Genomic DNA, 14,189 nt, shown 5'->3' with positions numbered 1-14,189 from the left:
CGTGCCGGGAGTTCACGCGGGAGCTCGATCAGTGCGCACCCGGACCGGCAGCGAGCGCCACGCGCGAAGCGTGTTGTTCAGGTGCCGCTCCGGTGTTCCGGCGAGCTCGATCGTCCTCACGCGCCGGGCCAGTGCCGTCAGGAGCGCCTCGGCTTCGAGGCGGGCGACGTGCTGGCCGACGCACTGGTGCAGTCCCATGCCGAAACCGACGTGACCCGACGGATCGCGCGAAAGGTCGAACGCGTCGGGGTCGCTCCACCGGCGCGGGTCGCGGTTGGCCGCGGCGAGGAACATCAGAACCTTGTGCCCCTCGGGAATCCGGACGTCGCCGACGCGCACCTCGGTCGTGGTCGTGCGGAAGAACGTCTGCACCGGCGACTCCCAGCGCACCGCCTCGTCGAACGCCACCCGCGCCAGGCCAGGATTCTCACGCAACCGCCGCCACTGGTCCGGGTGCGTGGCGAATGCGTGCAGCACCGCGGAAAGCGCGTGCACGGTCGTGTCCACCCCGGCCGTGAGCAACGATCGCACGATCAGCGGAGCCTGCTCGTGCGTGATGTCACCGCGATCGCCGGCCGCCCAGATCTCCGCGCCGAAGCCCTCCGGTGCGAGGACCTCGCGGCGGCACTGCTCGCTCACCCAGCCCGACAGTTCCGGCACCCGGGGCGCGCCTCGCGCGACGAGGTCGTTGTCCGGGCCGAAGGCGTTGAACGCGTGGTCGCCGTACGGCAGCAGGTTCTCGCGTCCGTCGACCGGAATGCCCACCGCGTCGGGGAAAACGCGCAGCGGAAACGCGTGGGACAACGCCGTGGCGGCGTCGAACCGCGGGCCGTCGGCGAGGACTCGGCCGACGAGTTCTTCCGCGTCGGCCAGCCACCTTTCGCGCAGGTGCCGGAGCGCGCGGGGGCCCAGGACCTTGCTCAGCACCCGCCGGGGTGCGTCGTGCCGGGGCGGGTCGGCCTCCAAGAGCAGGCTCGGCGGCCGCCACGGCTTCTCCGTGCGGAAGTTCGCCAGGCCGACGCCCGCCGCGGACTGGAACCGCTGCCAGTCGGTGAGGGCGGCGTGCACCTGCTCGTGGCGGGCGACCGCGTAGACGTCGTAGCGGGGCAGGCGCACGACCGGTCCGGCGTCGCGGAGTTCCGCGTGCAGCGGGAGCGGGTTCTCCAGAACGGCACGGCTGAACGGGTCTCCGTCATGGACCGGGCAGGCAGCTTCGAGGGTGGTCACGGTGGCCTCCGAGGGGATCACAGGTCGAGGACGAGCCGGTCGGACAGCGAGCGGGACACGCAGACGAACATGCAGTCGGCCGCGGCGCGCTCGTGGTCCTCGAGGATCGCGTCGCGGTGTTCGGGACGGCCGGCGAGCACGGTGGTCTCGCACGTGCCGCACGTGCCCTGGCGGCAGGACGACAGGACTTCGACGCCCGCGCCGGCCACGGCGTCGAGCACGCTCGTCCCGACCGGCACGGTGACGCGCACCCCGGTGCGGGCCAGTTCGACCTCGAACGGCGTGGCCCGGGCGGGTGCGGCGGAGTCGTCGACGGCGAACCGTTCGGTGCGCAAGGCGCGGGGCGGCCACGCCGCGCAGACCCGCTCGATCGCGCCCAGCAGCGGCGCCGGGCCGCAGGCGTAGACCTTCACCCCCGGGCGGGGCTCGCCGAGGAAGCCCGCCAGGTCGAGCAGGCCGTGTTCGTCCTGGGGCCGGACCAGGACGTGCTCGCCGTACGCGTCGAGCTCGTCGAGGAACGCCATCGCCGCGCGGTTCCGCCCGCCGTAGAGCAGCCGCCACCGCGCGCCGAGCAGCTCGGCCTGCTGCACCATCGGCAGCAGCGGGGTGATCCCGATGCCGCCGGCGACGAACAGGTACTCCGGCGAGGGCACCAGCGGGAAGTTGTTGCGCGGACCGCCCACGCCGACATCGTCGCCGACGGCCAGCTCGTCGTGCACGCGGGCCGAACCGCCGCGGCCGCCGGGTTCCCGCAGGATCCCGAGCCGGTAGCGCCGCGGGTCCCAGCGGTCGCCGCACAGCGAGTACTGCCGGGTCAGCCCGCCGGGCAGGACGAGGTCGAGGTGCGAGCCGGGCGTCCAGTCCGTCAGCCGGCCGCCGTCGGGGGCGGCCAGCTCGAGGGCCACCACGCCGTCGGCGGCCACGGTCTTGCGGTGGACGCGCAGGGTGTTCATCAGGGTCATCGTCGATCCTCCCCGACGACCATCGCCGACCCCGGCGCGAGCGCGAAACGAACTCTCAATGGACGAGAGAACCGGCCCGGGCGATACTCGTGGTCATGCCACGGGCCCCCACCGGCGAGTCGTCCATCGCCCGCGCGGCGCGGATCATCGCCGCCTTCACCGCCGACGAGACGTCGCTGACCGTCACGGAGATCGCGCGGCGCACCGGCCTGCACATCGCCACGGCGTCGAGGCTGATCGCCGAGCTGACCACGCACGGCCTGCTGGCCCGCGGCCCCGGCCGCGAGGTCCGGATCGGCGTCCGGCTGTGGGAGCTCGCGGCCCGCGCCTCCCCCACGTCCTCGCTGCGCGACGCGGCGATGCCCTACCTGGAGGACCTGCACGCGGTGGTGGGCCACCACGCCCAGCTCGGCGTCCTCGACGGCGACGAGGTGCTGTTCATCGAGCGCCTGTCCGCCCGCGACGCGGTGATCAACTATTCCCAGATAGCCGGCCGGCTGCCACCGCACATCTCCTCGTGCGGCCACGTGCTGCTGGCGTACGCCCCGGCCGAAGTCAGGCAGCGCGTACTGCGACGCCCGATGCCCGCCTACACCGCGGCGACGATCACGACCGCGGACCAGCTGGACCGCGCGTGGGCGGCCGTGCGGAAGCAGGGTTACGCCTTTCTCGCCGGCCACGTCCACGAGGACGCGACCGGGATCGCGGTCCCGATCCGCGACGCGCTCAACGACGTCGTCGCGGCACTCTCGATCATCGTCCCGAACGACGACCACGCGGACGCGGGCATCGCGGTCCTGCTGGCCGCGGCCCGAGGCGTGACGCGCACCCTGTCCGGACGCCGCTGAACCGACAGCGAAGGCCCCTGGCCGGCAGCACCGGCCAGGGGCCTTCAACGCGAGAACAGCTCAGCCGTCCGACTCCGCCGACGGGAGGTAAGCGCCCGGTACCTCCTCAGGCGCGAACACCTGCTTCTCACCCGGGTAGGGCAGCTGCCACCCGTGCGTCTGGTACCACGTGAAGTGGTTCATCTGCGCGGGGTTGGCGTAGTCGGCGACCGCGTCCGGGCCGGTCAGCCGCTGGTGCGTGGTCCACTCCTGCCACCGCGCCGCCACCTGCTCCTTCTCCGCGGGCACCGCCGACGACGGCACCGGGGCCGCCGCCGGGTTCGCCGCGGCCGGGGTGTCCGGGCCGCACGGGGGCTGGGTCGCCAGGCCCGCCGTCAACGACGTCCGGTTCGGCAGCGCGGTGAACGGCGTGTAGTCCGGCTTCTTCGTGAACGCCGCGCTCATCGGCGTCGCCGCGCTGTCCTTCTGGTTCATCGGCTTGACGCCGAGGATCTGCTCGATCGTCCGGACCATCGTGATCTGCGAGTAGTAGTGGCTGTCGACGACGCCGTGCTGGGCGTACGGGCTGATGATCTGCACCGGCGCCCGGTGTCCGTCGACGTGGTCCAGACCGGCCTGCGAGTCGTCCTCGACGACGAAGATCGCCGAGTCCTTCCAGTACTGGCTGTGCGAGATCTCGTCGACGATCCGGCCGACCGCGAGGTCGTTGTCGGCGACCTGGGCGGCCGCGTTCGGCGGGCCGCCGGTGTGGTCGCTGGACAGCCAGAACATGTTCAGGTTGGCCGGCCCGTTCTTCTCGAAGTCGTCCTTCCAGATCTGGTACCGGTAGACGTCCGGCACCGCGGTGTCGAACTTCGGGAAGCCCGGCACCGAAACGTTGTTCAGCGACGGGATCGGCGACGACGACACCAGCGGGTACGCGCTCGGCTCACCCGTGGCCGCCATGTTCTTGCTGTCGCAGTACAGGTTCTGCCAGCTCGCCCCGGCGGGCTTGGTCAGGAACTGCTGGAACTCGCCGAAGTCCCGCACCGACTTGCCGGCCGCCTGCGCGCCGGTCCAGAGGAACCCGGAGCTCTGGTGGCCGAGCGCGTCGTCCTCGGTGTCGTAGCTGCGCAGGTACTCCCCCGCCGACGACTCGGTGTACTCCGGGTTGTCGGCCTGCATCAGCCAGTTGTGGCCCTCGGCGGAGTTCGTGCCGATGTCGTAGGTGTTGTCGTACAACCCGAACTGCTTCGCCAGGGCGTGCTGGTTCGGCGTCACGTTCTCGCCGAACTGCGAGACCGACGGGTCTCCGTTGCCGCGCGGGTCGTCGCCGAGGACCTGGTCGTACGTCCGGTTTTCCTTGACCAGCAGGAAAACGTGCTTGATCGTCGACGGGTCGCCGAGGCGCGCCGGGACCGGCACCGGGTTCCGGTGGCCGTTGTCGTGCGCCACCTGCACCGAGCCGTCGGTCCAGCCGTTCTGCTCGAAGACCTGGCCGGTGTAGCCGCGGATCGCGCGGTCGTCCGGCAGCCGGAACTTCTGCACGCTCGACGTCGTGTCGTGCGTGCCGTGCCCGGCGGCCGTGGTGGGACGGCGGGCGTCGATGCCGCGGGTGTTGGAGACGACGACGTCCTTGCCGACCGTGGTGATGGCCGTCGGGAAGTAGTCCGTCGGCAGCAGGCCGACGTAGCTCACCGGCTCCTGCGCCCACTGGAAGCGGTAGACGGCGACCGCGTCGGCGCGGCCCAGCGTCACCAGCAGGTGGCCGTCGTCGGTGAGGGTCACGCCGTCCGGCTCGTAGCCGACCGAAGCCTCCGGCCACGGCTGGGTGGCGATGGTCTGGACGACCTTGTCGCGGCCGGTGTCGATGACCGACACGGTGTTGCTCGCGGTGTTCGTGACGAACAGCGTGCCCCGCTTGAAGTACACCGCCGTCGGGTGCAGGCCGACGTCGATGCTCTTCGGCGCGGCGGCCGCGTTCGCCAGGTCGATGACGCTGACCGTGCCGCTCGTCGTCGCGCCGGTGAACCGGCTGGCCGGCACCTGCGTGTTGTACGAGTTCAGCGTCGGCTCACCGGGCCGTGCCGGGCGCCCGCCTTCGTTGCTGACGTACAGCTTGGTCCCGACGCGGACCAGGTCGCGCGGCGCGTTGCCGACGGCCCAGCTCTGCTTGATCGCCCCGGTCGCCGCGTCGAGGGCGACGACGCGGTTCTGGCCGTTGACCGCGGAGTACACAGTGGACCCGTCGGGCGAGAACACCGCCTGCGCCACCAGCGCGTGCTTCGGGCCGTCGGCCGGGATCTTGACCGGCGTCGGGGCGGCGACGGTCCCGTCGGGGTTCACCGTGAAGCGGGTGTAGCCGTCGGTCTGCGCCAGCCACAGCGCCTTGCCGTCCGGGGAGTACGCCGGTCCTTCTTGACCGACGTCGTTGCCGGGGATGCGCAGGTTCGCCGTCGCGGAGTTGCCGACGAGCTGCTGCACCTTCCAGCTCTTGAGGTCGACGATCGTGAGCGCGATCCCGCCGTCGGTGGTCAGCGCGGCGAAGTGGGCACCGTCCGGGCTGACCGAGGACGCCATGATCTTGCCGTTGTCGACGACCAGCCGGTCGCCGATCGGCTTGAGGTACTGGTCGGCGGAGACGACCTGGCCGTTTTCGGTGACCTGGCCGACCTGGTCCGTGCCGAACTGCGCGGTCGACGCGACACCGACGCCGGTGCCGGTCGCGATCAGCACGAGCGTGGCGGAGCCGGCGGTGGCGTACCGGAACCGGTGACCGCTGAAGTGACCGGGGAGGCGAACCTTCCCGACACGCCGTCTGCGGCGTGTTACCTGCATCGGGTTATCCCTTCGGGGTGGAGGAGAGCAGCTCGACGTTGCCGTCGAACTGCCAGAGCGGGTTGGGCAGGTCCCCCGCGGGGGTCCGCACCTGGAAGTAGCCGTTCACTTCCTTCGGTCCGTCGCCGTCGGCGACGTACCGCCCGTCCGAGGTGATGTCCAGCTGGTAGACGGCCGTACCGGTCGCGGCGATCCCCGGCAGGTGCCAGGAAACGACGCAGCGCCAGTCGTTGCCGGGGCCGTCCGGTTCGACGAGACCGTCGCCCTTGGTGCAGGCGGCCGTGGCCCCCAGCTGCGCTTCGGTGACGTCGGGCCGGTTGAGCTGCCCGGCCTGCAGGCGGTAGAGGTGCGCGAACGCCGTCGCGAGCGAGCGCTGCACCTTGTCCTGGTCGATCCCGGACCCGGTCGCCGGTGTGGCCACGGCGACGAGTCCCGCGGTGACGGCCAGCAGCCCGGCCAGCGGCAGTGCTCCCACGGTGAGCCCGCGCCGCCCCGAACCGTCGTGGCCGAGGCTGGTGAAGTCGCGGCGGACGAACAGGACGTACGCCAGCGCGGTCGCGAGCACCGCCCACGCCAGGCTGACGCCGACCGCGATCAGCAGCGGCCCGAGCTGGACCGGGTCGGTGAACAAGCCGTTCCACGCGATGAAGGCGTAGCTCGGCAGCGCGAGGCGGACGGCGACGGGCAGCGGCAGCAGCTGGGCGAGCGCCAGCACGAGCGCGACGACGGCGGGCAGCAGCAGGCCCATCGGCGACCGGCCCCACACGACGGACCCGAGCAGGCCGAGCGCGCCGAGGGCGAGCGTCGGGGCGAGCACGCAGACCCACGCGAGCAGCACCTGCACCGCGGCGTCGCCCGGGGCGAGCAGGTGGCCGTCGAGACCCGCCAGCGGCCGGTTCCCGGCGGCCAGGACTCCGCCCACCGCACCGGAAACGGCCATCCCGGCCACGAGCACGAGGATCACGGTCAGGCTGGCAAGCGCTTTCGCGGCGAAGATCCGCCGGGTGGAGCGGACCGCCACCAGCAGGTGCCGCCAGGTGCCGAGCCGGTCCTCGGCCGCGAAGACGTCCCCGGCGACCACCGACGTCAGCAACGGAAGCGCATACGTGCCCGCGAAACCGAGCATCACCAGCGGCCCGGCCCAGCCCGTGGCGTTCATCCAGCGGCCGAACAACGTGTCGACCGGCAGGGAGCTCTGCCCGCTCACCACGGCGACGAACAGCGCCGGCGCGAGCCAGCAGGCGAGCACCAGCAAGCGGACGCGCCACGCGGACACCAGCTTGACCAGTTCGAAGCGGTAGCCCCGCAGCACGGGAACCGGGCGCTCGACCGGTGCTTCGGCGACGTTCGCGGTCATCGGCCGGCCTCCGGCTGTTCGGTGAGGGCGAGGAAGGCGGCTTCGAGCGGGGACACCACGGGCGCGAGCTCGCGCACGGCGATGCCGTCCGCCCCCAGCCGCAGCACCAGTCCGTCGAGCGCGGGCACCCGGGCGCGGACCACGAAGACGTCGGCGTCCTCGACGAGGCGGACCCCGGCGGCCCCGGCCACCAGCGCTCGCGCGGCCACCGGATCGGCGGTGCGCAGCCGGTAGTCCAGTTCCGCGTTCTCGGTGGACAGCTTGCCCAGCGGGCCGCTGAAGACGACCCGGCCGGTGGCGAGGATGGTCACGTCGGAGCACAGCGCTTCGAGGTCGTCCATCCGGTGGCTGGAGAGCACCACGGCGGTGCCGCCGGCCGCGAGCCGCCCGAGCACGCCGTGCACGTGCTTCTTGCCGGCCGGGTCCAGCCCGTTCGCCGGCTCGTCGAGCACCAGCAGCCGGGGCTCGGTGAGCAGGGCCGCGGCCAGCCCGAGCCGCTGCCGCATGCCGAGGGAGAACCCGCGCACGCGGTCGTCGGCGACGTCGGCGAGACCGACCTCGTCGAGGACGTCACCGATCCGCGTCGAGTGCCGGTCGCGCCCGCGCAACGCCGCCAGCGCGACGAGGTTCTGCCGCGCGGTGAGCGAGGGGTAGAGCCCGGGCCCGTCCACGAACCCGGCCACCCCGGCGGGCGCGGCGAGCGCCCGCCCGACCGGCGAACCGAGGATCTCGAGCCGCCCTTCGTCGGCCACGGCCAGGCTCAGCAGCAAACCGAGCAAGGTCGTCTTCCCGGCACCGTTCGGCCCGGCCAATCCGTGGATCTCCCCCGGCGCGACGTCGAAGTCGACCCCGTCGAGCGCGACGACGTCGTCGAAGCACTTGGTGATCTCACGCGCTCTCACTGCCGGCGGTGCGTCCATGGGTCCCTTCGCCTTCGTCCGTGGCTTGCGCCGAAAAACTTAGGGACAGCAAATGACCACCGGCAGGCGACGGAGGTGAACGCTCGGCGAACGAGGTGCGGCGAACGGTGGCAGGTCCGGTGAAATGTCCGAGTTAAGCCTTTCGCTTGCTCCGGGTTAACCGCTGCCTTACCCGTGTCCGGTCCTTGTCGGGTCTTGACAGGGTCGTGAGCGATGCAGTGCAATAACGCCTAGACTTCAACGAAAGTCAACGAAACTCGACAGCCGAGTGTGCGCCGCCGCCACGTGCGCACGCTCCAGCGGGACTTCAGCTCGATCGGCTTCCACGAACAGCACTGATCGGCCCCTGCCGGCACGCTCTCGCTCCGGACCCGGCGGCGGGTCGATCTCCTCCAGCGGCAGGAGAAGCGAGTGCCTCACGCGATCCCCCAGTCCCGGCGCACCTCGCGGCAGCAGCAGCCCCGCGCGTTCCGCATCGCGGTCCAGCTCGCCCTTTTGGCCTTGGTGGCCGGCGTCCTGCACATCGTGAGTGCCCCCGAAGCCGGCGCCGCGACCACGGCGGAAGTGAACGGCGGGGTCGTCGGGCGGACGTTCGACGGGGTCGGTGCCATCAGCGGCGGCGGGGGCAACTCGCGTCTGCTGGTCGACTACCCGGAACCGCAACGCTCGCAGATCCTCGACTACCTCTTCAAACCCGGCTACGGCGCGGCCGTGCAACTGCTGAAGCTGGAGATCGGCGGGGACGCGAACTCCACCGACGGATCCGAGCCGTCGCACCAGCACGTGCGCGGGGACATCGACTGCAACGTCGGCTACGAGTTCTGGCTCGGCGAACAGGCGGTCGCGCGGAACCCCGGCATCAAGCTCGTGGCCCTCCCCTGGGCGGCTCCCGGCTGGATCGGCGGGGGCAGCTTCTGGTCCCAGGACATGATCGACTACGACATCTCGTGGCTGAAGTGCGCCCGCGGGCACGGGCTGACGATCAGCTACCTGGGCGGCTGGAACGAACGCGGCCACGACAGCACCTGGTACAAGAACCTGCGCACCGGCTTGGACAACGCCGGTTTCTCCGCCGTCAAGATCGTCGGCGACGACAGCGGGTGGGGCATGGCCGACGAGTTCGCCGCCGACCCCGCGCTGAAGAACGCCGTGGGCACGCTGGGCAACCACTACGTGTGCGGCTACCTGTCGCAAGCGACCTCGTGCAGCACCACCGCCAACGCCCGCTCGAGCGGGAAGCCGTTGTGGGCCAGCGAGTTCGGTTCCCAGGACGACAACGACGGCGTCGTGCCCTACATCCGCACCGTCAACCGCGGCTACCTCGACGCCGAGATCAGCGGGTACCTGAACTGGCCGTTGATCGCGGCCATCACCCCGAACCTGCCGTACGCGACGGTCGGGCTGATGGACGCCGGCTCGCCGTGGTCGGGGGCGTACCGGGTCGGCAAGAACCTGTGGGCCAACGCGCACTACGCCCAGTTCACCCAGCCCGGCTGGAAGTACCTCAACGGCTCGGCCAGCGCCTACCTCGGCGGCGATCGCGCCAACGGCAGCTACGTGTCGCTGAAGTCCCCGAACAACACCGACTACTCCACGGTGTACGAAACGAGCGGCAGCACCGCGGCGCAGACCGTCGACGTCAGGGTGTCCGGCGGGCTGAGCACCGGCACCGTGCACGTCTGGGCCACCGACATGGGCTCGTCGAGCTCCGCGAACTGGTTCGTGCGCCAGCCGGACGTGACGCCGGCCAACGGCGGCTACCGGCTGACCCTGCAGCCGAACCACATCTACACGGTCACCACGACGACCGGGCAGGGCAAAGGCACCGCCGCCGGGCCGGCTCGCGGCAGCCTCGCGCTGCCCTACGCCGACAACTTCGAGCAGTACGCCACCCGCAAGCAGCCCAAGTACACCGAAGACATGCAGGGCTCCTACGAAACCCGCCCGTGCACCGGCGGGCGGTCCGGGCAGTGCCTGCAGCAGGTCGCGCCGGTCCGGCCGATCAACTGGCAGGACGACAGCGACGCCTTCACCCTCGTCGGGGATCCGTCCTGGAGCAACTACACGGTCAGCGTCGACGTCACCCTGCGCCAAGCCGGCACCGTGACGCTGCTCGGCCGGGCCGGCACCCAGAACCGGCCGCAGCGCAACCAGGCCGCCTACCAGCTGCGCATCGCCGACACCGGCGCCTGGTCGATCGCCCGCACCTCCACCGGCGGCGTCCTGACCACCCTGGCCTCCGGCACGCGCGCGGCACTGGGCCTGAACACCTGGCACACGCTCAGCCTCACGTTCAGCGGCAACCAGATCACCGCCAAGGCCGACGGCGCCACCCTCGCGACGACGACCGACCGGACGTTCCTCACCGGGCAGGCCGGTCTCGGCGTCGTCGGCTACCAGACCGACCAATTCGACAACCTCACCATCACCCCGCAACCGGCCGGTGACCTGCGCGGCATCCTCAAGGGTGCGGAATCGGGCCTGTGCGCGGACGTTCCCGCCGCGAGCACCACGAACGGCACCCGGGTGGCGCTGTGGGACTGCACCGCCGGGAGCAACCAGAGCTGGACCCTGACCGCGGCGGGCGAACTGCGCGTCTACGGCAGCAAATGCCTCGACGTGACCGCCGACGGTGCCACGCAGATCGCCGACTGCACCGGCTCCCGGAAGTGGGCGCTCAACGCCGACGGCACGGTCACCCAGGCCGGCACCGGCGAGTGCCTCGACGCCACCGCGCACGGCACCACCGCCGGCACCGCGATCGGCGTCTGGACGTGCAACGGCGGCGCGAACCAGCGCTGGGCCCGCGGCGACGTCACCGGCGTGCTCCGCGGGACGACGTCCGGCAAGTGCGTGGACGTTCCGGCCCTGTCCCAGGAAAACGGCACCCGCCCGGCTCTGTGGGACTGCAACGGCGGCAGCAACCAGACGTGGGTTTCGACCGACAGCAACGCCCTCGAGGTCTACGACACCAAGTGCCTGCAAGCGGACTCGGCTGCCGTCCAGATCACCGATTGCACCGGTTCGGCCGATCAGCACTGGCAGGTGCGGTTCGACGGGGCCGTCATCAACGCCGCGTCCGCGCAGTGCCTCACGCCGATCGGTCACGGGACGGCGAACAGCACCGAGCTGACGACCGGCGACTGCGCCGACCCGGCCAACCGGCAGTGGAGCCGGTCCTGATTTCGAGAACGGGAAGGGAATCGTTCATCCGGACGACAAGCACTCACGCGTCGAAGCGGAAGTACACCGTGCGGTGGTAATCACCGGTGGCGGCGTTCGGCCGGCTTTCCGGGCCCAACGCCGTGACGTCGTGGAACTTGTTTCCGATCGGCGCGATGCCGTCCAAGAAAGAAATCCCGCCGGCCGGGTAGCCGGTCACCGCGTGCTGGGGATCGGGCCCTGGGGCAGGGGTGAACAACCGCAGGAACAGGCCGTCCTCCGCGGCGACCACCGTGACCGCCCCCTCGGACGTCTGCAGCACGGCCCAGTGAGTCCGCGCGTGGTAACCCTTGAACTCCGGGTAGCCGAACCCGCTCGCGCCGGTCGCGGTGTCGTTGTACGGCTTGGTCCAGACATCGAGGTGCACCCCGCGCAACCGGTTCTTGTAGACCCGGTACGGCCCGTCCCCCAGCCAGGTCAGGCCCCGCACGTTCGCCTCGGGGTAGTCGAAGTTCACCCCGAGGTGCTCGTGATCTCCGGTGGCGCGATAGTGGTAGTCCAGCCTCAGCCAGCCGTTCGCGTCCAGCCGCCAGCGCACGGAAGCCAGGTCGCCGCTGTAGTCGGCTTGCGCCACCCAGCCGGTTCCGTCACGGAAGTGGCTGAACCCGGTGAGCGCGGCCGTCCCGTGGGCGGGGGCCGGGCCGTTCGCCAGCGACACCGGCGAGCCGTCCCGGCGCACGCCGGTCAGCCGTCCGCTCGCCTTGGCGATCGTGATCCGGGTGGCGCCCGCGATGAGCGTCACGTCCGTCGTGGTCTCGGTCGTGACGACGCTTCCCGTGGTCGCGGGCCGCACCACGCGGGCGGCGTAGTCCGGCGCCCTGCGGATCCGCCACGTCCACGCAGTGAGCGCCCGGCCGGCCGGGTCGGCCACGTCCAGCCGCAGCGCGTCGGCGCCGGCCCAGTCGGCGGGCAGGCCGAGCCGCAGCGCGCCGGTCGCCCCGGGTGCGACGTCCGGGCCGTCGGCCGGGCCTTCGGCGACGACCCGGTGCCCGGCGCCCGTGCCGGGGGCGGCGAACGTCAGCAGCTGCCAGGTGAATCGGCACTGCCGGAGGTTCGTGAAGTCGTACCGGTTGACCAGCTTCACCGTCTGGTCGAACGACGCCGGGAAGACCGAATCGTAGTAGCCCGGATTGGCCAGCTGGACCGGCGACCAGATGTCCCTGATCGTGAAGAAGCTGCCTTCCTTCTCCCGGTACGGCCCGAGAATCCCGTCGGGAGCCCGGCTGCCGTTGGTGTCGAGCGCGCCGCCCCGGTCGTCGCGGGCCACGCTTTCGTCGACCAGCGCCCAGATGAACCCGCCCGCGGAGCGTTGCGCGCCACCCATGACCTTCCAGTAGTCGTTCAGCCCGGCGCCGGCCCCGCCGTCGTAGAGCCCGTGCAGGAACTCCGTCGGCATGAAGACCGTGCTACCGGCGGCTTTGGCCACGGTGCTGCTGTAGGTCTGGTAATGGCTGGTGTCGACGCCGCTGAAGGTCGTCCACGGGTGCAGCACCGCGCGCCGCTGCGGGTCGTGGCGGCCGAAGTCGTCGTCCAGCGCGGTGTTCCAGCCGCCTTCGTTCCCGTTGTCCCAGAACAGGATCGACGGGTGGTTGACGTCGCGCTGCACCATGGCCTCGACGAGCGGGGCGCCGACGCCCTCGTCGTAGTCGCGTTGCCAGCCGGTCAGCTCGTCCAGGACGTAGAGCCCGAGTTCGTCGCAGAGGTCGAGGAAGAACGCGTCCGGCGGGTAGTGCGACATCCGGACCGCGTTCATGTTCATGTCCTTCATCAGCTCGATGTCCAGCCGGGCCAGGCGGGGACTCGACGCGCGGCCGGAGGTCGGCCAGAAGGTGTGCCGGTTCGCTCCTTTGAGGACGATCCGCCGGCCGTTGACGTAGATGCCGTCCCCGGCCCGGACTTCGACCGTGCGGAAGCCGAAGCGTTCGACCGTGCTGTGCAGGGCCACTCCGGTGGCGCTCGCGAGCGTCAGCTCGACCTGGTGCAGGTGGGGCGTTTCGGCGGTCCACAGCAGTGGCTGCGCGGCCGTCGTGGTCAGGGTCGCGCTGGTCGCCCCGCTCGCCACGGCGACGGAAAAGGGGTCGCCGACCGCGGTGCCGTCGAGCCTCCGCAGCCGCGCGGTCAGCCGCGACGCCGTGCTCACGCCGGCGAGGGTGACCTGCGCGGTGAAGGTCCCGTCCGCGCGGGCGTCGACCGCGACCCGGTCGACGCGGGCGGCCGGGTACGCCTGCAGGGTCACCGGCCGGAAGATGCCGCCGAAGTTCCAGAAGTCACCGCGGCGCTCGGCGTCGTTCACGGAGTCGTCCGCGGATTCCTTGCTGACGGTGACTTCGAGCAGGTTCGGCTCGCCGAGCCGCAGCAAAGCGGTTGCGTCGTAACGGAAGCGGTAGAACCCGCCCTGGTGCACCGGCCCGGCCGAGACGCCGTTGACGCGCACTTCGGCGTCGGTCATGGCGGCCTCGAACACCAGGAAGATGCGGCGGCCGGACCACGACGCCGGCGGGGTGAACCGGTGCCGGTAGCTGCCCTTCTCCGCCGGTACCAGGTCGCCGCCGTAGTGGTAGCTGCCGAAGCCGTGGCACTCCCAGTTCGACGGCGTCGGGATCGTGCCCCACTCCCCGGCCCGGCGGCCGGCCGTGACCTGGAAGTCCCAGTCGACGGTGTGGTCGGCGTCGCTGCCGGTGAGGAGTACCGTTTCGGTCACCGGGCCGGCCGGTGCCGCACCGACTGGGCTCGCCTGCGGGACGCCGAGCGTGGACAACCCCGCGGTCGCCACGCCCGCCGTGCTGATCTCGAACAGCTTGCGACGGTTCAGTTCCACCGGGGCTCCCGTGGCTCG

At 71.4% G+C, this 14,189-nt stretch carries 8 protein-coding genes; 2 read left to right on the top strand and 6 right to left on the bottom strand.

The genetic code is table 11. The features are described from left to right. Window positions 1-12: 12 nt before the first annotated feature. Window positions 13-1,227 (bottom strand): cytochrome P450, encoded by a 1,215-nt coding sequence (locus ACLJQM_RS12335; RefSeq protein WP_410631285.1) that lies wholly within the window; start codon window positions 1,225-1,227, stop codon window positions 13-15. Between the two features lie 17 nt (window positions 1,228-1,244). Then, window positions 1,245-2,189 (bottom strand): PDR/VanB family oxidoreductase, encoded by a 945-nt coding sequence (locus tag ACLJQM_RS12330; protein WP_410631284.1) that lies wholly within the window; start codon window positions 2,187-2,189, stop codon window positions 1,245-1,247. A 95-nt stretch (window positions 2,190-2,284) separates the two neighbouring features. On the opposite strand from ACLJQM_RS12330, the gene ACLJQM_RS12325 reads away from it, so the two are divergent. Then, window positions 2,285-3,037, top strand: coding sequence for an IclR family transcriptional regulator (locus ACLJQM_RS12325; RefSeq protein WP_410631283.1), 753 nt, complete (start codon window positions 2,285-2,287; stop codon window positions 3,035-3,037). 60 nt (window positions 3,038-3,097) lie between these two features. Here the strand turns inward: ACLJQM_RS12325 and ACLJQM_RS12320 are convergent, their stop codons facing one another. Genes ACLJQM_RS12320 through ACLJQM_RS12310 form a run of 3 tightly spaced genes read right to left on the bottom strand, consistent with a single transcriptional unit; the run spans window position 3,098 to window position 8,113 of the window. After that, window positions 3,098-5,854, bottom strand: a complete 2,757-nt coding sequence (locus ACLJQM_RS12320) for an alkaline phosphatase family protein (RefSeq protein ID WP_410631282.1) — start codon at window positions 5,852-5,854, stop codon at window positions 3,098-3,100. Between the two features lie 4 nt (window positions 5,855-5,858). Beyond that, on the bottom strand, window positions 5,859-7,211 hold the full coding sequence (locus ACLJQM_RS12315) for an ABC transporter permease (protein ID WP_410631281.1): 1,353 nt from the start codon (window positions 7,209-7,211) through the stop codon (window positions 5,859-5,861). Beyond that, entirely contained in the window at window positions 7,208-8,113 is a 906-nt protein-coding gene (locus ACLJQM_RS12310; protein ID WP_410631280.1) for an ABC transporter ATP-binding protein, read from the bottom strand. Before ACLJQM_RS12310 ends, ACLJQM_RS12315 begins: the two co-directional genes overlap by 4 nt. Before the next feature lie 429 nt (window positions 8,114-8,542). On the opposite strand from ACLJQM_RS12310, the gene ACLJQM_RS12305 reads away from it, so the two are divergent. Continuing rightward, window positions 8,543-11,314, top strand: a complete 2,772-nt coding sequence (locus ACLJQM_RS12305) for a ricin-type beta-trefoil lectin domain protein (protein WP_410631279.1) — start codon at window positions 8,543-8,545, stop codon at window positions 11,312-11,314. Window positions 11,315-11,357: 43 nt separating this feature from the next. Here ACLJQM_RS12305 and ACLJQM_RS12300 read toward each other — a convergent pair whose 3' ends face one another. Then, on the bottom strand, window positions 11,358-14,171 hold the full coding sequence (locus ACLJQM_RS12300) for a glycoside hydrolase family 2 TIM barrel-domain containing protein (protein ID WP_410631278.1): 2,814 nt from the start codon (window positions 14,169-14,171) through the stop codon (window positions 11,358-11,360). Window positions 14,172-14,189 lie beyond the last annotated feature (18 nt).

Origin of the sequence: Amycolatopsis sp. cmx-4-83, assembly GCF_046548815.1 — a bacterium.
Classification (GTDB): domain Bacteria; phylum Actinomycetota; class Actinomycetes; order Mycobacteriales; family Pseudonocardiaceae; genus Amycolatopsis; species Amycolatopsis pretoriensis_A.
This window is presented reverse-complemented; position numbering and strand designations above follow the sequence as displayed.

Bases quoted from the DNA above. Each gene is read 5' to 3' on its own strand.
- ACLJQM_RS12330 (WP_410631284.1), bottom strand. From the start codon at position 2,189: ATGACCCTGATGAACACCCTGCGCGTCCACCGCAAGACCGTGGCCGCC.
- ACLJQM_RS12315 (WP_410631281.1), bottom strand. From the start codon at position 7,211: ATGACCGCGAACGTCGCCGAAGCACCGGTCGAGCGCCCGGTTCCCGTG.
- ACLJQM_RS12325 (WP_410631283.1), top strand. From the start codon at position 2,285: ATGCCACGGGCCCCCACCGGCGAGTCGTCCATCGCCCGCGCGGCGCGG.
- ACLJQM_RS12320 (WP_410631282.1), bottom strand. From the start codon at position 5,854: ATGCAGGTAACACGCCGCAGACGGCGTGTCGGGAAGGTTCGCCTCCCC.